Consider the following 23,479-nt stretch of genomic DNA (forward strand, 5'->3'; position numbering starts at 1 on the left):
GCTTATCGTCCCTGATAATTCGGTTTACGTTTTTCAATAAAGGCCTGCATGCCTTCTTTCTGGTCTTCTGAAGAAAACAGCATCTGGAAAGACTTACGTTCCAGGCTAAGTCCGGCATTGAGCGGCACATCTTCGGCCAGTAATGCCACTTCCTTGATTTGCTCCAAGGCAATTGGCGGTAATTTTGCCAGACCTTCGGCCATCTTGATGGCAGTGGCAAGGGTTTCATTGTCCTCGGTCACTTGAGAGACCAGGCCAATTTGATAAGCTTCCGGCGCAGGTACCAGACAACCGGTCATGATGATGCGCATGGCATGAAATTTACCCACTGCACGGAATAAACGTTGAGTGCCACCTGCACCCGGCATCACGCCAACTTTCACTTCCGGTTGACCGAACTGGGCACTTTTTCCGGCAATAATAATGTCAGCATGCATTGCCAGTTCACAGCCACCCCCCAGTGCATATCCGTTTACAGCGGCAATCACCGGTTTTGAACACTGGGCAATAGCCTGCCAGTAACGTTCAGTACGGCGCTGCATCATCTGGATAGTTTCAGCAGTCGCTAATTCTTTCAGGTCGGCCCCTGCGGCAAAGTCTGTTTCGCCCCCAGTGAGAATAATGGCACGGATATTTTCATCATCATTGAGCTGTAGAAAAGCAGCAGCAAGTTTCTGACGTACTTCTGTATTCAAGGCATTTTTTGCTTCAGGCCGATGAATTTTAACCATCGCCACATGCGTCGAGATTTGCTCTATTTGAACGACCTGTTCCATTATAATCTCCATTTATTTTGTATAGCGAAACTTTATTTTGTATAAAACATATGATTTTTAGGTCATTAAATCAAGTTTTTTTAGTCCATAAACTCTAATAAGTTATTTTTTACTAAAAATAGAGTAAAAACTCTTGTTTGGCTAGTAATTTTATGATTAATTGATTTCGCAATACGGAATTAAATATTTTAAATGTAATTTGGTTGTTTATTTAAGTAAAAAATAACCACAGAGCAAAACTAAATATTGATTTGTGAAACATAAATCCTCAGTAAATGCTGATTTTTCAGCCTGGAAATTGAAAAAATCACTGCAGCCGGATGGTGGATACGGCTCAGGCAAACAGAAGCAATCTCCTTAGATCAAGGAAAATACGTTTCCGTGAGGAATAAAATGGATGTAGTGGCAGCATAGGAATGCTGTTTTTAATAAATAGAGGATATAAGAATGACAAGCGACACGATCGTCACAGGAGACAATAAAACACCTGTCTCTTCCGAGGACACCATTAAACAGGCACCAAAACGCCTGTGGATTACAGCTTTTATCTTTGCTTTCCTGATCTTGCTGTGTGACGGTGCGGATATTGGTATTTTGGCTTTCAGCCTGACTAGTTTAAAAGCAGAATGGGGTTTAAGCTCGATGCAGGCGGGTGCTTTAGGCAGCTGGTCTTTATTGGGTATGGGGATTGGCGGGTTTGTCGGTGGATGGGCCTGTGATCGATTTGGACGGGTTCGTGTGATTGTACTGGCAACCATCACCTTCTCCCTACTGTCTGCCTATTCAGGTTTTGCCCAGTCTTATACTGAATTTGCAATTTTGCGTACGCTTTCATGTCTGGGTTTAGGCTGTTTATATATTGCCTGCAACACCTTGATGTCTGAATATGTGCCAACCAAATACCGTACCACAGTATTGGCCACACTCATGACCGGTTTTACCTTGGGCTCGCTGGTGATTACCCTGCTGTCTGGCTGGATTATTCCCGAGTTTGGCTGGCGTATGCTGTACTGGATTACCATTGCACCACTGGCACTGGGTGTCTTGATGCACTTTATGGTGCCTGAGCCAGAATCATGGAAACGTGTCCGTGAAATGAAGCGTACGGGTCAGATCGTGGATAATGATGCCAAAAAAGGCAATCCATATGTCACCATTCTGAAAGACAAGACCCATGGCAAAATGTTTATCTTGTGGTCTTTCAGTTCCGGTTTCCTGCTGTTCGGTTATTTTGGAGTAAGCAACTGGTTACCGACATATCTGGAAGCTGAATTAGGCATCAAGTTCAAGGAAATGGCCCTTTATATGGTCGGTACTTTCCTGACCATGATCTTTGCCAAAGTGATTGCCGGCTATGTGGCAGATAAAATTGGCCGCCGCATCGTATTTGCTTTTGGCACCATGGGCACCGCGATTTTTATTCCAGTGGTGGTATATCTGCATACCCCTGAAAATATTGGTGTCTTAATGCTGATCTTCGGTTTCCTGTACGGTATTCCTTATGCCATTAATGCAACGTATTTAACTGAAAGCTTTCCGACCGGGGTGCGCGGTACTGCTGTAGGCGGTGCATTTAATATTGGCCGAATTGGTGCTGTTTTTGCTCCAATCACCATCGGTTATCTGGCGATGCATGGTTCAATCGGAACCGGCCTGATGGTGATGGGTGCAGCTTATTTCCTGTGTGGCCTGATTCCTGCCCTGTTTATTAAAGACCGTTTATACGATCCACAAAAAGCAGAATAACTGACCACCTGGAGGGCGGCTCAACAAACCACCCTCCTCACACTTCATCTTTTTTGACCTTGCAAGCCAATATCTGTTGTTAGCTGAACAGAATATTGCTCATTTGACGAGCACGATATTCATGCTTCGAAAGTCAAAATCACCTTTATTTAAATTTAAAAATTAAGGCAATCAAAAGGAAAGCGCTTTCCTTATTTACATCTGAAAATTTCTTTAGGGATTAAGAAATGAAAAAAATAGTATTAGTTACGCTGTGCAGTATCGCATCAGCACAGGCATTTTCAGCAGAGGTTTCTCCTGATCGTATCGAGTTTTTAGAAACGCAATTAAAGCAAATTCAGGCTGAGCTGGAACAACAAAAAGCAGCCCAGTTGTCCTTAAAAGCCCAACAGGAACAAACTAAAACTGCAGACTCCAAGACTTTAGGTTCAATGCTTGATAATGTCGATGTTTATGGCTTGATCCGTCTGGATGGCGCAGTAGATTTTAAGAGCACTACCGAAACGCGTGGCCGTACCATTAACCAGATCAATAAAGTACCTTTTACTGAACCGGATTCGGTACGTTCAGATTTCACTTTAGCAGCCAGCCGGATTGGTTTTCTGGCCAAAGATATTGGTGGTAATCCAAATGTATCGGCACGTGTAGAAGCTGACTTCTGGACCAATAATGGTAAAGGTGATGGCGGATTACGCATTCGTCATGCCCATTTTAAATATTATAACTGGACTTTTGGTCAGGCCTGGTCACTGATGTCTACACCTGAAATCAGTACAGAAGCAGTAGACTACAGTTTACTGCTCGGCGGTTCGGTTCTGCGTACGCCTCAAGTCAGTTATGCTTTCAAACTTGATCCGGAAAATACCTGGAATGTCGGCCTGGAATATATGGCAAGTGGCGACCGCTCATCTGCCTTACCGGCATTCACCAGCAAATATGTGCATCAGTCTGGTCCCTTACATTTATTGGCACAAGGCTTTGTCAATGAAAAGCAGGCTCAAACGGATACAGGTGATATTAATAAAATCGGCTGGGGCGTGGGCGTTGGTGGACGCTACCTTATTGATGATAAAAACTCGGTTCAGGGCAATTATTTTCATATCGTCGGGGATCAGCGGATTGCGGCCTATTTAGTTCAGGGCTCGACCGCCGATGGCGCAGCCTGGGGTGGTGATTATTCAGTTGATACTGCGAATGATGAACTTTTACTGAATTCATTTAACAGTCTGAATATCGGCTTTACCCATAAGTTCACACCAAAATGGCGGAGCAGCATTTCCGGCAGTCTGGTCGACTTTGATGACTCAAGTGAATATGCAAGAGCAAATCCGGAAAGTAATAAACGCTTAACCGACTATGTGGCCAATGTGATTTATTCTCCAGTTCCGAATATCAATCTGGGCGCGGAATATCATCATGGTAAACGCGAAACCTTTGATGCCAAAGAAGCTGATATTTCACGGGTAAATTTATCAGCGACCTATCGCTTCTAAAGTCTGAGGAGACAAGGATGTCAGCCCAAGGGCAACCCTCACGCCGTTTCATGTTTATGATGGCCATGACCTGCGCGCTCTGCGCAGGTTGTAATTACTTTAACCAGCCCTTAATTTATTCGATTGCCCAGGACTTAAATATAAGTGTGGCGCAGTCTGGCTGGACAGTGGTCCTGACTCAGATTGGCTATGCAGCCGGTCTGTTTTTGTTTGTGCCTCTGGGTGATTTATTTGAAAAGCGTTTATATATCTGTAGCCTGATGTGCTGTACCGGCCTGGCACTGATCGGACTGTCTGCCAGCAGTAATTTGCAGATGCTGTATGGCTTTACCCTGCTTGCCTCATTTTGTTCTATTAGCACCCAGATTCTGATTCCTTTTGCCGCCAATTTATCGCAGCGTGAAAAAAGTGCCGAAGTGGTGGGTCTGCTGATGAGTGGTGTTCTGGTCGGTATCCTGTTTGCCCGAACTGTATCAGGAATGATTTCTACCTTATGGTCCTGGCATGCCGTGTACTTATTAAGTGGTTGCGCCATTTTACTTTTAAGTATTGCGATGTGGTATCAGTTACCCAAAGCGAAAAGCCAGTTACAGATGAGCATTTTACAGATCTATTATTCCTTATTTACCTTTGCCAAGACCGAACCGATGTTGATGCGACGGAGTCTTATCGGCGGTCTGGGTTTTGGAATGCTGAGCATCATTTTTACCACCATGACTTTTATTCTGGCAGAAGCACCCTACCATTTTAATGACTTCCAGATTGGTCTGATGGGCGTCGTGGGGGTAATCGGGATCTGGTCTTCACAATGGACGGGGAAAATGATTGGCCGCCATCGGGAGAAGTGGCTGGCACAGCTCGCGACAGCTGGACTGATTTTGGCCTGGATTCCTCTGGCTTTTGCACAGCGCAGTTTATGGTTATATATTCTGGGCCTGATGATTGCCTATTTTGGCATTTCATCTTTACATGTACTCAACCAGAATCTGGTCTATCGGCTTTCAGTCCAAGCCCGCTCGCGTATTAATGCCATCTACATGACCTGTTATTTTTCTGGTGCCGGGCTTGGTGCATTTCTGTCTTTAAGTTTATGGAAAATCTATGGCTGGCCGGCCTGTGTAGCACTCGGTTTTCTATTTGCCTTGCTGATGTTTGTAATTAATTATTATGACCTGAATCAAAAACACAATTTGGTGAATATCCAGCCCAGACCTTAATCACTGTACTTTCACCTTGAATTTTTAATTTCTTTGCGGATGATCAGATTCCATGGATAAATAAAGAGGCTTTAATTCAGTTAAAGGCGCAGGTTTCGCATAAAAAAAGCCTTGTAGTAAATCACAGCCTTGTTGATAAAGTAATTGGGCTTGATTCAAGGTTTCCACACCTTCAGCCACAACATCTAAATCAAGCTGATGGGCCAGATGAATGATGGATTGAACAATTGCAGCATTCTGATCATCCAGTGTCAGTTCCTCGATAAAACTCCGATCTAGCTTGATCTGGTTGATCGGCAGGCGCCGTAGATAACTCAGGCTTGAATAGCCGGTCCCAAAGTCATCAATCGCGACTTGAACACCTAAAGCACGTACCGTTTTCAAAATTTCAATGGTGCGATCTGCGCCATTAATAATCACCCCTTCGGTAATCTCAATTTTGAGCAGTTCCGGAGGCAATTGACTGCTTGCAAGGACATGTTTAAGTATTTGCAGGAAACCTGCCCTGCGGAATTGGAGCGGAGAAATATTGACCGATACGGTGATCTGACGATTGTGCTGCTTGTTCCATGCAGCAATATCTACGCAGGCTTTTTCCAGAACCCACTGGCCTACACCGATAATTTGCCCTGTTCGTTCTGCAAGCGGAATGAAAACCGCAGGAGAAATATAACCCTGCTGCGGGTGCTGCCAGCGAATCAGAGCTTCTACGCCAGTCACCTGACCATTTGCAGGATTAATAATCGGTTGATAGAAAAGATTAAACTGTTTCTGGTTGATCGCTTGCATCAGTTCCATACGCAGATTTGCATAATCTATTTCTGGTGCAGGTTTCATATTGGTTTTTTCATACCATTGCCAGATATTTCGGCCTTGTCTTTTGGCTTCCTGCATCGCCAGAACAGACTGATAAATCAGCTCAGAAGAATGCTGAATCGAACTGTCATCTGCAACAATACCAATACTGGCACTTAAATGAATCTTGTATTCATCCACGATAAAAAGCTGGGACTAAACAATTAGGGCGTGTCATCAATTAGCTTGAGGAAAACCGCCTTGTCCCCATTATACTTTTATGACTAAACGCTATGCATTAAAAGATGAGCAGTGGGAACAGATTAAAGATCTGTTACCTGGACGAATGGGTACTGTTGGAGTAACGGCCAAAGATAACCGACTATTTGTTGAAGCGGTATTGTATCGGTATCGTTCAGGTATCCCGTGGCGAGACTTACCCGAACGCTTTGGTGATTTTAGAGTCGTGCATACTCGTTTTAGTCGTTGGGCTAAAACAGGTGTGTGGCAGAGAGTCTTTGAAGTACTGTCACATGACAGTGATAATGAATATGCCATGTTAGACTCCACCATTGTACGTGCTCATCAACACAGCGCTGGGGGGAAAAAATCAGGCGATTGGACGCAGTAAAGGGGGCTTAAGCACCAAAATTCATGCCCGTACTGATGCTTTAGGCAACCCAACAGGATTTTATCTCACTGATGGGCAGGTCCATGACTTAAACGGTTCAGATGTGTTGCTGGACTTATCGTTGAGCCAGACCTGGCTTATGGATAAAGCCTACAACTCCAGGGATCGAGTCATTGATCCAATTTTAGAGGCGAAGGGTCAAGTTGTGATGCCAGCGAAAAGTAATTCTATTGATCAGCGTGATTATGATCGAAATCTCTACAAGGCAAGACATCTGATCGAGAACTTTTTTGCCAAGCTCAAGCAGTATCGTGCTATTGCCACACGCTATGATAAATTGGCTCAAAACTTCTTATCAGCGATCTACCTGGCTTCAACAATCATTTGGCTTAATTGATGACACGCCCTAGCAAAAATTTGTATTTATATCTTCAAATTGCGTAAAGATCGGCCTTATTCCAGATATTCAAAATCTATATGTAATACTCAGCATTTAAACATGCGTAAATCGCAGCCTAAGCTACGATTTACAAGTTACAGGCATACTGTAATTTATACAAGGTGAAGCTCTGCGCTGTCTACTGCTGCCGATGATCCAGCAATTTACATCCGGTCTGCTGTTGCAGTTCCTCAAAGCTTAACCCCTCCACCATCTCAATGACCCGGGCCTGCTGGTCTTTGAGCTCAATCACACACAAATCGGTATAAATACGGTTTACACAGTGCTTGCCGGTAATCGGATAAGTCAGCTCTTCAACAATTTTGGCTGCACCGTTTTTGGTGACATGTTCCATACAGACATAAACACAACGGGCACCGACGGCCAGATCCATGGCGCCGCCTACGGCAGGTACAGCAGCGGCATTACCGGTATGCCAGTTGGCCAGATCACCATTAATCGCCACTTGAAAGGCCCCCATGACGCAAATATCCAGATGCCCACCGCGCATGATATCGAAGGAATCTGCAGAGTTCATAAAACTGCCGCCTTCCAGCATGCTCACCAGTTCCTTGCCGGCATTAATCAGGTCATCATCTGCCTGTTCAGGATCATTCAAGGCCGCAAAACCCAAAACACCATTTTCAGAGTGCAGGATCACGTTCTGTTCCGGTTTTAAATGACCTGCCACACGGGTCGGTAAACCGATGCCCAGATTGACAAAAGAACCGCTTGGAATATCTTGCGCGACTTTTGCCACAATCTGTTCACGAGTACGTTTTTGAATAGTCATTATTTGATATCTCCGACCTGAACCACATGCTGTACAAAAATGCCCGGCGTTACGATAATCTCTGGATCAAGATCTCCCAGCTCCACAATCTGATGTACCTGAGCGATAGTGGTTGTCGCCGCTTTGGCCATGATCGGACCAAAATTACGCGCTGCCTTGCGGTAGGTCAAATTGCCCCAGCGGTCTGCCTGATTGGCATAGATCAAGGCATAATCGGCATGAATCGGATATTCCAGCACATAATCCTTGCCATTAATGTGGCGCGTTTCTTTACCTTCTGCAATTTTGGTGCCGAAGCCAGTCGGCGTGAAAACTGCCCCTAAGCCGGCACCTGCTGCCTGAATACGGCAGGCCAGATTGCCCTGCGGAACCAGTTCCAGTTCAATTTTTCCAGCCTTGTACAGGTCTTCAAATACAGTAGAGTTATTGGCGCGTGGAAAGGAACAGATCATTTTTTTGACCAGTCCCGATAACAGTAAATTGGTAAGTCCACGATCTCCAGAGGCTGCATTATTATTGATAATGGTTAAATCTTTCGGGCCCAGATCAATCAGTGCTTCGATCAGTTCCACCGGTTGGCCTGCCAGACCGAAACCACTGGTCATAATGTGTGCACCATCAGGAATCTGTTTGAGAACTGTTTCGATATCCTGCGTGATTTTATTCATCATATTGCTTCCTAGCATCTTTTCTATATATTTTGATTGGTAGATCAATCGGCTTTTTGCGGATCAAATAAGCGGTCTTTAATAAAGAAAGCCGGAATCAAGCCACAAAGAAAATAGGCAATTCCCATGATCAGTAAACCCGTACCAATTGAGCCTCCTTGAGCAAAATAACCAATGGTAAGAGGTGCAAACACAGCACCCAGTCTGCCTACGTTATAGGCACCACCCACGGCTGTTCCACGCACTTTGGTGGAGAAGCTTTCTGTCATGTAAGTCGCATTAATACCGTATGGAATACCATAGAGAAAACCAAAAAATAACATCAGCCAGAGAATGTTATCCGGCGTATTACCAAAGACAATCACAGGGATAAAAATTGCAGTACCCATAGTGCCGAAAGCAAATACCGCACGACGGCCAATCCGGTCAGCGATAAAACCGGCAATAACCTTGGTACACATCATGATCAGGAAAGTTCCGATCATATACATGGTCATTTCTTTAAACTTGATTCCCAGATCAGTCTCTAAGTAGGCCGGTAACCAGTTGCTGACTCCATAATAGCCAAACTGTAAAAATGCGGTACTGAAGGACCAGAGGATAAACATGCGACGGCTGAGTGCATCTTCAAAAATCATTTTGAAAGTGTTCTTGGGCTTTTCCTGCACAATGCCACTGGCTTTTGCATCCAGTCGGGCCTGACGTGCTTCTAACCAGGCTTTCGGTTCAGGCACCAAAAAGTACATCGCGAAAGCCAGTACAATTGGAATAATGGCAATATAATAGAGGTATCGCCAGCCAAACTCAGGTAATAACCATCCAGCCAGAACAGTTGCGACCACCGAGCCTAAAGTCCAGCCAGTCATGAGCGTTGCCAATACTGTAGAGCGATATTTGGTGGGTACATACTCTGCCATGAGTGTGTTACAGGCAATATATAGAGCACCTAGTCCAATCGCAGACGTAAATCGCAGCCATTTGAACTGATCATAACTTTCCACGAATCCCAACCAGAAGGTTAATGAAGAAAATAATGCAATGGCAATGACGATAACACGAACCCGGCCAAAACGGTCACATGCCCAGCCACCAAAAAATCCACCAATCGCCATACCTGCCAATGTCCAGCTGCCCAGCGCCCCGGCTTGCATACTGCTTAATGAAAATTCCTGTTTCAGACTGGTCAGACTGTAGGCCAACAACGCAATATCGGCTCCATCGACCAGTAATGCCAAAAATGAGAACACAAAGGCCAGAATCCAGACTTTTTTCTTGGGTTGGTTATCATTTTCCAAATGAGGGTGTTGCGCACTGATCGTATTCATGGCGTCCTTAAAATATTTTGAGCATTCCGGTGCTTTTATAACTTTTATCTTTCACGTAATTATTTATATGAAAGATATAGTGAAACAGGGTGATAATCCTATCATCTGCCTATCGGGTATTTAATTTATGTGCATGTTTCCACTTGATTTTAATTGAATATCTTATAGAAAACCTGGTATTTGCAAACAAACGGCAGCAAATAGTCGGCGCTCTAGCCAGCATGTGCTGGCTAGATGTTATAGCTAGACTTAGTTACAAAATGCAGCGATGCCGGTTTGTGCACGTCCTAAAATCAGGGCATGTACATCATGAGTACCTTCATAGGTATTCACGACTTCCAGATTAACCAGATGACGGGCTACACCAAATTCATCAGAAATCCCGTTACCACCCATCATGTCACGTGCCAGACGTGCAATATCCAGGGCCTTACCGCAGTTATTACGCTTGATCAGCGAAGTTCCTTCAACTGACGCGATACCTTCATCTTTCATGCGACCAAAACGTAATGCGACCTGTAAACCAAGGGCAATTTCAGTTTGCATATCGGCCAGTTTTTTCTGGATCAGCTGGTTTGCTGCCAATGGACGGCCAAACTGTTTACGGTCCATGGTGTATTGATGTGCGGTATGCCAGCAAAATTCTGCTGCACCCATCGCACCCCAGGCAATCCCGTAACGGGCACTGTTGAGGCAGGTAAATGGACCTTTCAAGCCACGCACTTCTGGAAATGCATTTTCTTCAGGGACAAAGACATTATCCATCACAATTTCACCGGTGATCGAGGCACGTAAACCGACTTTGCCATGGATCGCAGGTGCAGACAGCCCTTCCCAGCCTTTTTCCAGAATAAATCCGCGAATGTCACCGACATTACCTTCGGCAGAAACTTCTTTGGCCCAGACCACAAATACATCCGCGATCGGACTATTGGTAATCCACATTTTTGCGCCGGTGAGACGGTAACCGCCATCCACTTTTTTGGCACGGCTAATCATGCTGCCCGGATCAGAACCATGATCCGGTTCAGTCAGGCCGAAGCAACCAATATATTCACCAGTCGCTAGTTTTGGTAAGTATTTCTGCTTTTGCTCTTCAGAACCAAATTCGTTAATCGGCACCATTACCAAAGAGCTTTGTACGCTGGCCATTGAACGATAGCCTGAATCAACACGCTCAACTTCGCGTGCAATCAGACCATAGCTGACATAATTTAAACCAGCACCACCATACTGTTCTGGAATAGTGGGGCCCAGTAAACCAAGCTCGCCCATCTCACGAAAAATGGCCGGATCGGTTTTTTCATGACGGAACTGTTCTAATACGCGTGGCATCAGCTTGTCCTGACAATATGCTGCTGCCGCATCACGGATCATACGTTCCTCTGAGCTGAGCTGCTGTTCAATCAGGAACGGGTCTTGCCAATCAAATCTAGTTTTAGTCGTCATTTTTATATTTCCCTATTTTAAAAATTATATGTTTAGGCTGTGGCCTGTTTAATCATTTCACGTGCAATAATAATTTGCTGGATTTGTGTCGTGCCTTCATATAAACGGAACAAACGCACATCACGGTAAAAACGTTCAATTGAATATTCACTGATATAGCCTGCTCCACCATGAATCTGTAAACAGCGGTCAGCAACACGACCACACATTTCAGTGGCAAACATTTTGGCGCAAGAGGCTTCCGTCGTCACATTCTGACCGGCATCACGCAGTCGGGCTGCATCCAGCACCATACATTTGGCTGCATAAATTTCAGCTTTAGAATCTGCCAACATGCCCTGAATCAGCTGAAAATTTGCAATAGCCTGACCAAACTGCTTGCGTTCTACCGCATAATTTAAGGCATCTTCCAGCATACGCTCTGCCATACCCACGCTATAGCCGGCAATATGTAAACGGCCTTTGTCCAGAACGCGCATGGCTGTCTTGAAACCAACGCCTTCAACACCACCAATCAGCTGGTCTTTATGCACCCGGCAATTATCGAAAATAACATCGCAGGTATAAGAACCATGTTGACCCATTTTTTTATCAATTTTGCCTAGGCTCAAGCCCGGTGTGCCCGCTTCTACCAGAAATGCTGAAATGCCACTGGCGCCTTTGATTTCTGGATTGGTGCGTGCCATGACTGTAAATGTCGTTGCACGTGGCGCATTGGTAATAAAACGTTTGGTGCCATTTAAAACATAATAATCGCCATCTTTTACCGCATTGGTTTTTAAAGATGCAGCATCTGAACCGGAATCTGGCTCAGTCAAACAGAAAGAACCAATGATTTCGCCGGTTGCATAACGCGGTAAATATTTCTGTTTTTGCTCTTCTGTACCATCAATGACGATGCCACTTGAACCAATACCGTTGTTGGTCCCGATTAGAGAACGGAATGCAGCCGATGTCCGGCCTAATTCCATCGCAACCAGAATTTCCTCTTCCATGGTAATGCCTAAACCGCCGTATTCTTCTGGAATCGTCAGACCAAACAAACCCAGTTCTTTCATCTGCTCCACAATATGTTCAGGAATGGCATTGTTCTCTTCTACTTCATGTTCGAGAGGAACCAGTTCATTTTTTACAAAATCTCGAATCGTAGACAGAAGTTGATCGAGCATTTCCGGATCGCGAATCATATGAATCTCCATGTATATGGTCTGGGTAAATTCCTTTACCGTTTTATTTTTAGTTTCGTATTACGAAATAAATAACCATAAAAATAAAAATTCAGCAAGCAAATTCGTCAAAAAATTTATTTTTTATAAAAAAACGAAATTTATCTGGCTTTAAAATGGATTTTATATAGAATAATATTTCACAATACGAAATTATTGCTTTTTAAATTTCGCTTTACTAACGCTGCTTTCTATAAGGAGCTGACCAGAGATGAGAGCTTAAAAAGTGGTAAAATTTATTGTTTATTTAAAGGCTTTATTTTAAAAATAGCTTCACTATTTTTTGCAGTTATTTACTCTGTATAGCAGCATTTAGACATGAGATAGAATAATATTTAGTCGTTACTCATATAATTCATCTACAATTTAAATGTTTTATTTTGTATCGTGAAACTAAGTTGCTATGATATTCATTAATTTACTTCTCTATTTCTGTAGACCATGACTAAAAATAAAACAGGTGAAATACCTAATTTTGATGAAATTCGCTTAGATCCGATCTCGCATATTCATCGCGAAAACAATCCCCAATTTATTGCGTCTATTGCGCGTGGCCTTGAGATTCTAAGATGCTTTTCTGCGACCAATCAGTTGTTGGGCAATCAAGAAATTGCACAAATGACCAATTTACCAAAGCCAACCGTGGCGCGTATTACCAGTACGCTGGTATCTTTAGGCTATCTGAAACAACTTCCAAATACGACTAAATATTTACTCGATGTCGGTGTACTGGCTCTGGGCTATTCTGCCTTAAGCAATATTTCTGCGCGAACCCAGGCCTATCCATTTATGGAAGAAATGTCACGTTATGCCCAGGCGCCAGTGGCAATGGCAACACGTGACCGTCTCAATATGATCTATCTGGAAGTGGTACATACAGATACGACTTTAACCATGCGCCGTTCAGTGGGTTCAACTTTACCAATTCATTCGAGTGCCATGGGGCGTGCATGTCTGGCGGCGATGGACGTGAAAGAACGTGAATATTTATTTGATGCCATTAAAAAAAGAAATGAAGATCAATGGACAACAATTAAACGAAATCTAGAACGCGCCATTCGCGATTATCAGGATTATGGTTATTGTTTATCTCTCGGAGACTGGGCCAAAGATGTGAACTCTGTGGCCGTTCCTTTGATTCATCCCAAACATGGTATTTTAACTTTTAACTGTGGTGCACCAAGTTATTTGCTAAATCAGGAAAAACTGGAAAATGAAATTGGCCCGCGTCTGATTCACATGGTGAATAGTATTGCCATGAACCTGAATAATATGTAAGTAAAACCTCTCATTCGGGCGGCTTAGGTCGCTCTTTTTATTTGTTGCAGCCAATAATAATTAAACCGTTTTCTAATATTGAACCGGATCTTTTCAATTCTATTCATTCTACAGCAATCCAAGACTCTCAAAATCTATCCCTATAAAAAACAAAAATTAGACTTCATAAGCCATCTGGATAATGCTATAAATATCGTATAGCGAAACTGGATTTTATATTATGGAAGATATAACAAGAGAATCGATGGAGTTTGACGTCGTCATCGTCGGCGCAGGCCCTGCAGGTCTATCTGCTGCGATCAAGATCCGTCAACTTGCAATTGAAAACAACTTAAATGATTTGTCCGTTTGTGTCGTAGAAAAAGGCTCCGAAGTCGGTGCACATATCCTGTCAGGTGCGGTACTTGAACCACGTGCCATCAATGAATTATTCCCGGACTGGAAAGATCAAGGCGCACCGCTCAATGTGCCGGTGACCGAAGATAAAACTTTCTTCCTGCTTTCAGATGAAAAATCACAAGAAGCCCCACACTGGATGGTGCCAAAAACCATGCATAACGATGGCAACTATGTCATCTCGCTGGGCAATGTGGTGCGCTGGTTAGGCCAGAAAGCGGAAGAACTGGAAGTCTCGATCTTTCCGGGCTTTGCCGCATCGGACATTCTGTATCATGCTGACGGTACCGTGAAAGGCATCCAGACCGGTGACATGGGCATTGGTAAAGATGGCGAACCAACGCATAACTTTACCCCGGGTTATGAACTGCATGCCAAATACACCATTTTTGCTGAAGGTTGTCGTGGCCACCTCGGTAAACGTCTGATCGAACAGTTCAACCTGGCCAAAGATGCAGATCCACAGCATTACGGTATCGGGATCAAAGAACTGTGGGAAATTGATCCGGCCAAGCACAAAGCGGGTCTGGTGATGCATGGTGCCGGCTGGCCACTCAATGAAACCGGCTCGAGTGGCGGCTGGTGGTTATACCATGCTGAAAATAATCAGGTGACTTTGGGCATGATCGTGGATCTGTCCTACACCAATCCGCATATGTATCCATTTATGGAAATGCAGCGCTGGAAAACCCATCCTCTGATTAAACAATATCTGGAAGGCGGCAAGCGTATTTCTTATGGCGCACGTGCCGTGACCAAAGGTGGCTTTAACTCACTGCCTAAATTTACCTTCCCGGGTGGCTCTTTAATTGGTGATGATGCAGGTTTCCTGAACTTTGCCAAAATCAAAGGTTCACATACGGCAATGAAGTCCGGCATGCTCTGCGGCGAAGCGGTATTTGAAGCGATTGCGGCTGGTGTGGAAAAAGGCGGTGATCTGGCGGTTGCGCGTGTAGTTGAAGGCGAAGATTTCTTTGTCAAAGAACTGACCGCCTATAAAGACAAGTTTGATGCAAGCTGGCTGAAAGAAGAGTTATATAACTCACGTAACTTTGGCCCGGCAATGCATAAATTCGGTCAATGGATCGGTGGTGCATTTAACTTCATTGATCAGAACGTGTTTAAAGTACCGTTTACCCTACATGATCTGGTACAAGACCATGCGGCACTGAAAACTCAGGCGGCTGAAACGTTTAAACCGAACTATCCTAAACCGGATGGCAAGCTGACCTTTGACCGTCTGTCTTCAGTATTTGTATCCAATACCGTACATGAAGAAAACCAGCCTGCGCATTTAAAGCTGACTGATGCTTCGATTCCGGTGGAAGTGAACTTACCGAAATGGGATGAGCCGGCACAGCGTTACTGCCCGGCAGGTGTATACGAAATCATGGAAAATAATGACGGTTCCAAGCGTTTCCAGATCAATGCAGCCAACTGTGTGCACTGCAAGACCTGTGATATTAAAGATCCGTCTCAGAACATCACCTGGGTAACACCGGAAGGTGGCGGTGGTCCAAACTATCCAAATATGTAATTTGGATAGTTCTTGTGAATTAAAAAAATATATCTATTTCTCTGATTCACTTACCCAATCTTGAAGCAGTTCGTACTAACTCTTCACTTTAATTTTTTAGGTAATCCCAGTTCTCTCGAGAGCTGGGATTAATAAATTTTAAAGTAAATCAAAATAAGCCTGTATCACTCTATCTATTGAAATGAGATAGGAAAATAATCTGGTTTATGTCGTGCTGAAAAAATGGCTGACCCGAAGCCGGATCAGCCATTTTAAAATCAGACCTGAACGACTAAAATTTGAGTCATTCAGGGAATTGATTTATTTTGCGACAAACTTGGCACGCGCAGCATGCAGTTTTTTATAGCTATCAATCAGGCGTAAATGACGATCCAGACCTTCAAGCTTCATGCTGGTTTCAGTCAGGCCATGGAAACGAAGCGTGCCTTCAACTGAAGCCATAACCGCATCCATACGTTCATCACCAAACATACGGCGGAAGTTGTGTGCATAATCTTCCAGCTCCATATCATCATCGAGCAATACTTCAAGCACGACATTCATGCATTGGTAGAACAGGCCACGTTCAACGGTATTGGTATTGAACTGCAAGAACTGCTCAACCAGATCCTTGGCTTCTTCAAATTGCTGTAAAGCGATATAAATCAAGAGTTTTAGCTCAAGAATAGTGAGCTGTCCCCATTCAGTATTTTCATCGAATTCAACCCCGATCAGGGTTTTAATTTCGGTATAATCATCCAGTTCGCATTCTTCCAGACGCTCTACCAGTGCTTCAAGCTGTTCTTCATCAAGACGATGCAGGTTCAAGATATCTTCGCGGAATGCCAGAGCCTTGTTGGTATTGTCCCAGATCAGATCTTCAACCAGATAGATTTCAGAATAGCCTGGCACCAGAATCCGACAAGCTGTTGCGCCGAGATGCTGATAAACCGCCATATAGACTTCATGACCGAGCTCTTCCAGAATGCCGAATAAAGCTGCAGCTTCATCTGCATTGGAGTTTTGGCCATTATTGGTAAAATCCCATTCCACGAATTCATGATCTGCTTTGGCACTAAAGAAACGCCAAGACACCACACCACTCGAATCGATAAAGTGTTCGACATAGTTGTTTGGTTCAGTCACGGCATTTGAACTAAAGGTTGGTTTTGGCAGGTCATTCAGACCTTCAAAGCTACGACCTTGCAACAATTCAGTCAGGCTGCGTTCAAGTGCCACTTCAAAGTTTGGATGCGCACCAAAAGAGGCAAACACACCGCCAGTGCGCGGGTTCATCAAGGTCACACACATTACCGGGAATTGGCCGCCTAATGAAGCATCTTTGACCAGCACCGGGAAGCCCTGTTCCTCTAAACCTTTAATGCCTTCCACGATTTTTGGATATTTTGCCAGCACCTGTTCAGGCACATCCGGTAAAGCCAGTTCACCTTCAATAATTTCACGCTTGACTGCACGTTCAAAGATTTCTGACAGGCATTGCACCTGAGCTTCAGGCAAGGTATTCCCTGCACTCATGCCGTTACTTAAGTAAAGGTTTTCAATCAGATTTGATGGGAAATAAACAGTTTCACCATCAGAGTGCCGTACAAATGGCAGTGAACAAATGCCGCGTTCGGTGTTGCCCGAGTTGGTGTCATAAAGATGAGTACCTAAAAGCTCATCTTCAGGATCATAAATTTCAAGCGTGTATTCGTCTAAGACTTCCTGTGGAAGTTCGCCATTTGGACCCGGCTTAAACCATTTTTCATCTGGATAATGTACAAATTCTGCATTGGCAATGTCTTCACCCCAGAACTGGTCGTTATAAAAGAAGTTACAGTTCAGACGCTCGATGAACTCGCCCAGTGCCGAAGCCAGCGCACTTTCCTTGGTTGACCCTTTACCATTGGTAAAGCACATTGGCGACTGCGCATCACGAATATGCAATGACCATACATTTGGTACGATGTTGCGCCATGATGCGATTTCAATCTTCATGCCCAGACCGGCCAGAATGGCAGACATATTGGCAATGGTTTCTTCCAAAGGCAGATCTTTGCCCGGAATGAAGGTGCTGTTTGCCGAGGCCAGACTTGGCATTAACAAGGCTTGCGCATCGGCATCAATGCTTTCGACTTCTTCAATTACAAATTCAGGGCCAGTCTGAATAACTTTCTTGACGGTACAGCGATCAATCGAGCGCAAAATGCCTTGACGGTCTTTTTCTGAAATATCAGCCGGCAGCTCAACCTGAATTTTAAAAATCTGTTTATAACGGTTTTCAGGATCGACAATATTGTTTTGTGACAGGCGAATATTTTCGGTCGGAATATCACGTGCTGCACAATATACTTTGACAAAGTAAGCTGCACAAAGCGCCGATGAGGCCAGAAAATAATCGAATGGGCCGGGAGCGGAACCATCGCCTTTGTAGCGAATCGGTTGATCGGCAATTACCGTGAAGTCATCAAATTTGGCTTCTTGGCGGAGATTGTCGAGATAATTGACCTTGATTTCCATGTGGACACCTAAATGTTCTTATGTGCCGCATGGACAGATAAGATGCTGAATCTGAATGTACAAGCCGAATCACGCAGGAGAACTTGACTTAAAAATGAATCAGGGTAATGACGTAGCCATGCTGCTACGGCGAACCCTTTAAGGATGGGCGCTATTATAGAGTCATTTGATGAAATTGATAACGTTTGTGAGCTTTTCCGCGATATTTTCTATAAAGCTAAGAAATAGAAACAACATGAATCAACACATTTAAAGTTTGTGACGATCCATGTATTGCTTTTAATATCAAATGAGCGCTTCTGATGTAGCTTTAACATATTTAAGACAGATAAAAATCATTTCATCTTCTAAGCTTTAAGGCCTTAAAAATCATAACTTAAACCGAATAAGGCAAGATTTCGCTGCTTGTCACCGTAGCGGTCATAGCCCCCCAGCAGATATTCGCCTGACACACTTAATTGAGGCAAGATTGCATAACTCAGTCCGGCAGACGCATAACGGAAGGCATGCTGTTTTTGGGTATCACCCAGTTCTCCACCTTCATATTTGCCTTCATCATTAAAATAGCTACCTGCAGCAGTCAGACTGGCATTCACACGATCATTCAATTGATGGTTCAGATTCAGCGTATAAAAGGTATCGCCCTGATTGGCATAGGCCACATCATAAAGATAGGTCGATACGCTCGCGCCAATACTGGTTTTTTCATCCAGCATACGGCTGACATTTAAACCCAACTCATTACCGGTGGTGTTTTCGCCCCCTGGATAATAATAGGTGGCATTCCAGAAATCCCAATCATAATGTTCCGAGCTGTGCGTATAGCCGACCAAAAAGTCATGCTCGAATTTATCGGTGCTATGCCCTCTGCGTCCTTGCACCTCAGCATAGGAATAACCCAATGTAGAACCCCAATAGCCCACATAAAAGTTGCCATAGGCCAAATTCAACCCTGCTTGTAGTGCAATATTATCGTCTTCCGGTGCATTGCTTAAACCGCGTGATACATATTTAGACACCACGCTCAGGTTGCCACTTGCTTGTATTTGATTGTTTTGAACGTCATTTGCAAAACTACAAATACTGGAAAATGTGACACAGCCGAAGAGCAAGGTTTGATTTAAGATTCTCATAAAATATAAAATTCTTTTTGGGTAAATAAAAGGGCTGAAAACATGATGCAGCCCTACTTAAAGATCGATTAATATCAAAATATACAGCTTATTTTAACGCATAATTAATATAAGTTTATGCCTATTTCCACCTGTAAAATAGAAATTTCAAGCTTGGCTTGAGACTCGAGCTGCCCGATAAAACGGCGCAGTCGATGCAGCTAAAGCCGGATTTCCCCGAATATGATCTGCCAGTTTCTCGGCCATCATGATGGTAGTGGCATTCAAATTTCCGGTAATAATTAAGGGCATGATGGAAGCGTCAATGACTCTGAGACCCTGCATTTCATGTACCCGGCCATAACCGTCCACAACTGCCATATCATCCTCGCCCATTTTACAGCTAGAAGATGGGTGATATGCGGTTTCAGCATGATTACGCACAAACTCGTCAATCTGGGCATCTGTCTGTACAGCTTGACCCGGACTGATTTCTTCACCCCGATAAGGATCAAGTGCTGGCTGGTGCATAATTTCCCGGGTAATCCGGATGGCATCCCGGAATTCGCGCCAATCCTGCTCGGTACTCATATAGTTAAATAAAATACTTGGATGCTCAAACGGATCTTTGGATTTGAGTTGTATACGCCCGCGGGAGGGTGAACGCATCGAACCGACATGCGCCTGAAAACCATGCTCATGAATGGCATTGGTTCCATTATAGTTGATTGCAATCGGCAGGAAATGATACTGGATATTGGGCCACTCGAACTCGTCGGAAGAACGGATAAAGCCGCCTGCTTCAAACTGATTACTGGCGCCAATACCTGTGCCTAGAAATAACCATTCAGCACCAATCATCGGCTGGTTATACCACTTTAAGGCGGGATAGAGACTGACCGGTTTTTTACACTGGTATTGCAGGTACATTTCCAGATGATCCTGCAAGTTTTCGCCCACACCCGGCAAGTCCTGAACGACTGTAATGTCCAGACTTTTTAATAATGCGGCAGGACCCACACCTGAACGCTGCAAAATTTGCGGGGAAGCAATCGTCCCAGCACACAGCAGAACTTCTTTATCGGCAAAGACCTGAATGGGTTGTAAGGCATTTTGACCTTCAAAATATTCCACGCCAATCGCCTGCTTCTGGCTAAACAGAATTCTATTGGTCATGGCATGGGTAATAATAGTGAGATTGTCGCGCCCTTTGGCCATATCCAGATAACCGCGCGCGGTACTGGAACGGCGGCCTTGCGGAGTCACGGTACGATCCATCGGGCCAAAGCCTTCCTGCTGATAGCCATTTAAATCGTCCGTTCGTGGATAACCGGCCTGTACACCAGCTTCGATCATGGCATGAAACAGCTCATTATTATCATTTTTTGGTGTTGCGACTGAAACTGGCCCGGCATCGCCATGATAGTCATTGCCGCCAATATCGCGTGTTTCCGCCTTTTTATAATAGGGCAGACATTCTGCATAGCTCCAGTGTTCCAGACCTTTCAAGCTGGCCCACTGTTCCAGATCCATGGCATTGCCGCGGATATAACACATGCCATTAATCAGCGATGAGCCACCAAGGCCTTTACCACGTCCGCATTCCATGCGGCGATTATTCATATGTGGTTCAGGATCGGTCAGATAGGCCCAGTTATAACGGCGTCCCTGTAAAGGATAAGCCAAGGCTGCCGGCATCTGGGTTCTAAAATCCAGACGATAATCCGGCCCGCCCGCCTCTAATAGCAAGACTTTGGTATCCGGATCCTCAGTCAATCGAGCAGCCAGCACATTTCCGGCCGAGCCTGCCCCGATAATAATATAATCGTAATTCATCAAGCGGAGACCTCCTTATGCGCTAAACACGGACTGGAATGGGCTCAATTCCACCTGAACCGATTTGGTCTGGGTATATTGCTGCAAAGTCACAATGCCATTTTCACGCCCTACGCCCGAGTGTTTATAACCACCGACCGGCATTTCCGCTGGAGATTCGCCCCAGGTATTAATCCAGCAAATTCCGGCTTCAATCTGGTGAATGATACGATGCGCACGGGCAAGGTCAGGCGTGACAACACCCGCAGCCAGTCCGTACTCGGTCGCATTGGCACGGCGAATGACTTCCTCTTCAGAGTCATAGCTTAAAATGCTCATGACAGGCCCAAAGATCTCATGCTGGACGATACTCATATCATCCCGGCAGTCACTAAATACCGTGGGCAAGACGTAGGCACCTTTGGCCAAATCACCTTGTGTGGCACGGCCACCACCACAAAGTAATCGTGCCCCTTCGATTTTGCCCTGCTCGATAAATTTCAGTACTTTCTGCATATGCGCAAAACTAGAGACTGGCCCAAAATTGGTTTCCGGATCGAGCGGATCGCCTATACGGATATGAGGAATACGCTGCAAGATTTTTTCTTCAAAAGCCGCTTTTAAGGTATAGGGAATGAATACCCGGGTGCCGTTGGTACAGACCTGACCTGAGCTGTAAAAATTGGCCATCATGGCAATGTCAGCGGCAAGATCAAGATCGGCATCTTCACAGATAATCAGGGGAGATTTCCCACCGAGTTCCATGGTGACTTCTTTCAGGCTGGAATCTGCGGCTTGCGCCATGACTTTTTTACCCGTGGCAACACCACCGGTAAACGAGACTTTAGCAATATCCCGATGTGCAGTTAAATAAGCGCCAATCTCGCCACTGCCAGTCACGACATTAAATACCCCGTGCGGCACACCGGCTTCGGTATAGATTTCAGCCAGTTTCAGTGCGGTCAAAGGCGTGGTTTCACTGGCCTTAAAAATCATGGCATTGCCTGCCGCCAGTGCTGGTGCAGATTTCCATAATGCAATCTGGATTGGATAATTCCAGGCCCCGATGCCGGCCACAACACCCAAAGGCTCACGACGGGTATAAATAAATGAAGTCTCTCGCAGTGGAATCTGCTGTCCTTCGAGGGCTGGCAAGATGCCGGCATAATATTCGAGGACATCTGCACCAGTCGCAATATCTACCGTAGAGGTTTCACTCCAGGCTTTACCGCTGTCGAGACTTTCAATACGCGCCAGTTCATCACTACGTTCGCGTAAAATAGCGACTGCTTTATTTAAAATCCGGGAGCGCTCGATCGCCGTCATTGCAGCCCAGACCTTCTGCCCTTTTTGTGCAGATTCGACGGCACGATCAATGTCTTCTTTGCTGCAGATCTGGATTTCCGCCAGGATCTCACCAGTTGCAGGGTTGATGCTTTCAAAGCTGCGATGCGATGTTGCATCGACATATTGGCCGTGAATATAAGGACGCTGTAAATGATAGGTAGTCACTGTAATTCCCTCGCCTATTTGTGTGATTTCAATTGCTGCTGGATAAACTGGCTACACAGTTCGATCGGCATTTCTGGATCAATCTCGCCACTGATCAGTGCTCCACGTAGCCAGAAACCATCAATCAGTGCAGCTAGCCCTTGTGCCGCTTTTTCTGCTTCTGATTTGGACAGCACTTTCATAAATTCGTGCTTGAGATTGGAATGTAAGCGGTAATGGTTAACCTGTTGCAACCGATGCAAGTCCGGTTGATGCAAGCTGCTCGCCCAAAATGCCAGCCAGACTTTCATAGCGGCCTTATTGGTTTGAGGTGCAGCAAAATTACCCCGTACAATGGCAAGCAAACGTTGCTCAGGTGTGGCATCCACCTGGGTCTGCATCTCTGCCACGGTTTTACCTAACTGCTGCAATAAATAACGCATTGTTGCTTCAATGAGGCCATTTTTCCCGCCAAAATAATGGCTTATGATGCCGGTCGAAACACCGGCACGTTGTGCAATCTGGCTGATTGAGGTTTCTGCAAAACCTAGTTCATTTACAGCAGCTAGGGTCGCGTCAATAAGCTGTTGACGGCGGATCGGTTGCATACCAACTTTTGGCATAAGACTAACCTGAATAACGAATCTATAAATCGGACTCATGCTGCAATAGCAGAATGAGGTAACATTAAAAAACGTTTTTTTAATTGAACGATCAATTAATAAAAATTATAGTGCCTAGCAACCTCAGATGTACAGCGCAGTTTGTTTTGGATTTGCAAATGTTTGTAATT

Annotated in this window: 17 protein-coding genes and 1 pseudogene; 6 read left to right on the forward strand and 12 right to left on the reverse strand. The window is 44.7% G+C overall.

The window, feature by feature from the left end:
- Window positions 1-2: 2 nt before the first annotated feature.
- Complete coding sequence (locus CWI32_RS08485) at window positions 3-776, reverse strand: enoyl-CoA hydratase (RefSeq protein ID WP_005170924.1); 774 nt, start codon at window positions 774-776, stop codon at window positions 3-5.
- A 447-nt stretch (window positions 777-1,223) separates the two neighbouring features.
- Here CWI32_RS08485 and CWI32_RS08490 point away from each other — a divergent pair, with 447 nt between their 5' ends.
- The 3 genes from CWI32_RS08490 to CWI32_RS08500 all read left to right on the forward strand — a co-directional run bounded on the left by CWI32_RS08490 (window position 1,224) and on the right by CWI32_RS08500 (window position 5,232).
- Window positions 1,224-2,522, forward strand: a complete 1,299-nt coding sequence (locus tag CWI32_RS08490; RefSeq protein WP_005170921.1) for an MFS transporter — start codon at window positions 1,224-1,226, stop codon at window positions 2,520-2,522.
- 227 nt (window positions 2,523-2,749) lie between these two features.
- A complete protein-coding gene (locus CWI32_RS08495; protein WP_005170918.1) occupies window positions 2,750-4,015 on the forward strand; it encodes a DcaP family trimeric outer membrane transporter in 1,266 nt (421 codons plus the stop codon).
- A 17-nt stretch (window positions 4,016-4,032) separates the two neighbouring features.
- On the forward strand, window positions 4,033-5,232 hold the full coding sequence (locus CWI32_RS08500) for an MFS transporter (RefSeq protein ID WP_005170915.1): 1,200 nt from the start codon (window positions 4,033-4,035) through the stop codon (window positions 5,230-5,232).
- 24 nt (window positions 5,233-5,256) lie between these two features.
- Here CWI32_RS08500 and CWI32_RS08505 read toward each other — a convergent pair.
- Window positions 5,257-6,243, reverse strand: a pseudogene (locus tag CWI32_RS08505) (putative bifunctional diguanylate cyclase/phosphodiesterase); the annotation flags it as partial.
- A gap of 64 nt (window positions 6,244-6,307) precedes the next feature.
- Between CWI32_RS08505 and CWI32_RS08510 the strand changes: the two are divergent.
- A protein-coding gene (locus CWI32_RS08510; RefSeq protein ID WP_373684755.1) for an IS5 family transposase occupies window positions 6,308-7,055 on the forward strand; the annotation gives its coding sequence in 2 pieces (ribosomal slippage) (window positions 6,308-6,639 and window positions 6,638-7,055; 750 coding nt in all).
- 181 nt (window positions 7,056-7,236) lie between these two features.
- Here CWI32_RS08510 and CWI32_RS08515 read toward each other — a convergent pair.
- The 5 genes from CWI32_RS08515 to CWI32_RS08535 all read right to left on the reverse strand — a co-directional run bounded on the left by CWI32_RS08515 (window position 7,237) and on the right by CWI32_RS08535 (window position 12,519).
- The gene (locus tag CWI32_RS08515) at window positions 7,237-7,890 is read right to left on the reverse strand and encodes a 3-oxoacid CoA-transferase subunit B (protein ID WP_005170908.1); all 654 of its coding nucleotides are present in this window, start codon (window positions 7,888-7,890) and stop codon (window positions 7,237-7,239) included.
- A complete protein-coding gene (locus CWI32_RS08520; protein ID WP_005170906.1) occupies window positions 7,890-8,561 on the reverse strand; it encodes a 3-oxoacid CoA-transferase subunit A in 672 nt (223 codons plus the stop codon). The genes CWI32_RS08515 and CWI32_RS08520 overlap by 1 nt, the downstream gene beginning before the upstream one ends.
- Window positions 8,562-8,602: 41 nt before the next feature.
- Entirely contained in the window at window positions 8,603-9,883 is a 1,281-nt protein-coding gene (locus tag CWI32_RS08525; protein WP_100535110.1) for an MFS transporter, read from the reverse strand.
- A gap of 249 nt (window positions 9,884-10,132) precedes the next feature.
- On the reverse strand, window positions 10,133-11,332 hold the full coding sequence (locus CWI32_RS08530) for an acyl-CoA dehydrogenase (RefSeq protein WP_100354827.1): 1,200 nt from the start codon (window positions 11,330-11,332) through the stop codon (window positions 10,133-10,135).
- Between the two features lie 32 nt (window positions 11,333-11,364).
- Window positions 11,365-12,519, reverse strand: a complete 1,155-nt coding sequence (locus tag CWI32_RS08535) for an acyl-CoA dehydrogenase family protein (protein WP_074383164.1) — start codon at window positions 12,517-12,519, stop codon at window positions 11,365-11,367.
- A 480-nt stretch (window positions 12,520-12,999) separates the two neighbouring features.
- On the opposite strand from CWI32_RS08535, the gene CWI32_RS08540 reads away from it, so the two are divergent.
- Together CWI32_RS08540 and CWI32_RS08545 are read left to right on the forward strand one after the other, a co-directional pair.
- Entirely contained in the window at window positions 13,000-13,836 is an 837-nt protein-coding gene (locus tag CWI32_RS08540; protein WP_005170895.1) for an IclR family transcriptional regulator, read from the forward strand.
- A gap of 220 nt (window positions 13,837-14,056) precedes the next feature.
- The gene (locus tag CWI32_RS08545) at window positions 14,057-15,769 is read left to right on the forward strand and encodes an electron transfer flavoprotein-ubiquinone oxidoreductase (RefSeq protein WP_074382773.1); all 1,713 of its coding nucleotides are present in this window, start codon (window positions 14,057-14,059) and stop codon (window positions 15,767-15,769) included.
- 300 nt (window positions 15,770-16,069) lie between these two features.
- On the opposite strand, the gene CWI32_RS08550 is transcribed toward CWI32_RS08545, so the two are convergent.
- The 5 genes from CWI32_RS08550 to betI form a co-directional block, all read right to left on the reverse strand.
- On the reverse strand, window positions 16,070-18,268 hold the full coding sequence (locus CWI32_RS08550) for an OsmC domain/YcaO domain-containing protein (protein ID WP_074382772.1): 2,199 nt from the start codon (window positions 18,266-18,268) through the stop codon (window positions 16,070-16,072).
- Between the two features lie 362 nt (window positions 18,269-18,630).
- Window positions 18,631-19,401, reverse strand: coding sequence for a TorF family putative porin (locus tag CWI32_RS08555; RefSeq protein ID WP_100535111.1), 771 nt, complete (start codon window positions 19,399-19,401; stop codon window positions 18,631-18,633).
- A 147-nt stretch (window positions 19,402-19,548) separates the two neighbouring features.
- A complete protein-coding gene (gene betA / locus CWI32_RS08560) occupies window positions 19,549-21,216 on the reverse strand; it encodes a choline dehydrogenase (RefSeq protein ID WP_100535112.1) in 1,668 nt (555 codons plus the stop codon).
- Window positions 21,217-21,231: 15 nt separating this feature from the next.
- On the reverse strand, window positions 21,232-22,707 hold the full coding sequence (gene betB / locus CWI32_RS08565; RefSeq protein WP_100535113.1) for a betaine-aldehyde dehydrogenase: 1,476 nt from the start codon (window positions 22,705-22,707) through the stop codon (window positions 21,232-21,234).
- Between the two features lie 14 nt (window positions 22,708-22,721).
- Window positions 22,722-23,309, reverse strand: a complete 588-nt coding sequence (betI, locus tag CWI32_RS08570) for a transcriptional regulator BetI (protein ID WP_005170886.1) — start codon at window positions 23,307-23,309, stop codon at window positions 22,722-22,724.
- Between the last annotated feature and the right edge of the window lie 170 nt (window positions 23,310-23,479).

This window comes from Acinetobacter pseudolwoffii, from assembly GCF_002803605.1.
Taxonomy (GTDB): Bacteria; Pseudomonadota; Gammaproteobacteria; order Pseudomonadales; family Moraxellaceae; genus Acinetobacter; species Acinetobacter pseudolwoffii.

Bases quoted from the DNA above. Each gene is read 5' to 3' on its own strand.
- CWI32_RS08500 (WP_005170915.1), top strand. From the start codon at position 4,033: ATGTCAGCCCAAGGGCAACCCTCACGCCGTTTCATGTTTATGATGGCC.
- CWI32_RS08555 (WP_100535111.1), bottom strand. From the start codon at position 19,401: ATGAGAATCTTAAATCAAACCTTGCTCTTCGGCTGTGTCACATTTTCC.
- CWI32_RS08490 (WP_005170921.1), top strand. From the start codon at position 1,224: ATGACAAGCGACACGATCGTCACAGGAGACAATAAAACACCTGTCTCT.
- betA (WP_100535112.1), bottom strand. From the start codon at position 21,216: ATGAATTACGATTATATTATTATCGGGGCAGGCTCGGCCGGAAATGTG.
- CWI32_RS08495 (WP_005170918.1), top strand. From the start codon at position 2,750: ATGAAAAAAATAGTATTAGTTACGCTGTGCAGTATCGCATCAGCACAG.
- CWI32_RS08540 (WP_005170895.1), top strand. From the start codon at position 13,000: ATGACTAAAAATAAAACAGGTGAAATACCTAATTTTGATGAAATTCGC.
- CWI32_RS08525 (WP_100535110.1), bottom strand. From the start codon at position 9,883: ATGAATACGATCAGTGCGCAACACCCTCATTTGGAAAATGATAACCAA.
- CWI32_RS08530 (WP_100354827.1), bottom strand. From the start codon at position 11,332: ATGACGACTAAAACTAGATTTGATTGGCAAGACCCGTTCCTGATTGAA.
- CWI32_RS08550 (WP_074382772.1), bottom strand. From the start codon at position 18,268: ATGGAAATCAAGGTCAATTATCTCGACAATCTCCGCCAAGAAGCCAAA.
- betI (WP_005170886.1), bottom strand. From the start codon at position 23,309: ATGCCAAAAGTTGGTATGCAACCGATCCGCCGTCAACAGCTTATTGAC.
- CWI32_RS08515 (WP_005170908.1), bottom strand. From the start codon at position 7,890: ATGACTATTCAAAAACGTACTCGTGAACAGATTGTGGCAAAAGTCGCG.
- CWI32_RS08485 (WP_005170924.1), bottom strand. From the start codon at position 776: ATGGAACAGGTCGTTCAAATAGAGCAAATCTCGACGCATGTGGCGATG.
- CWI32_RS08520 (WP_005170906.1), bottom strand. From the start codon at position 8,561: ATGATGAATAAAATCACGCAGGATATCGAAACAGTTCTCAAACAGATT.
- CWI32_RS08545 (WP_074382773.1), top strand. From the start codon at position 14,057: ATGGAAGATATAACAAGAGAATCGATGGAGTTTGACGTCGTCATCGTC.
- CWI32_RS08535 (WP_074383164.1), bottom strand. From the start codon at position 12,519: ATGATTCGCGATCCGGAAATGCTCGATCAACTTCTGTCTACGATTCGA.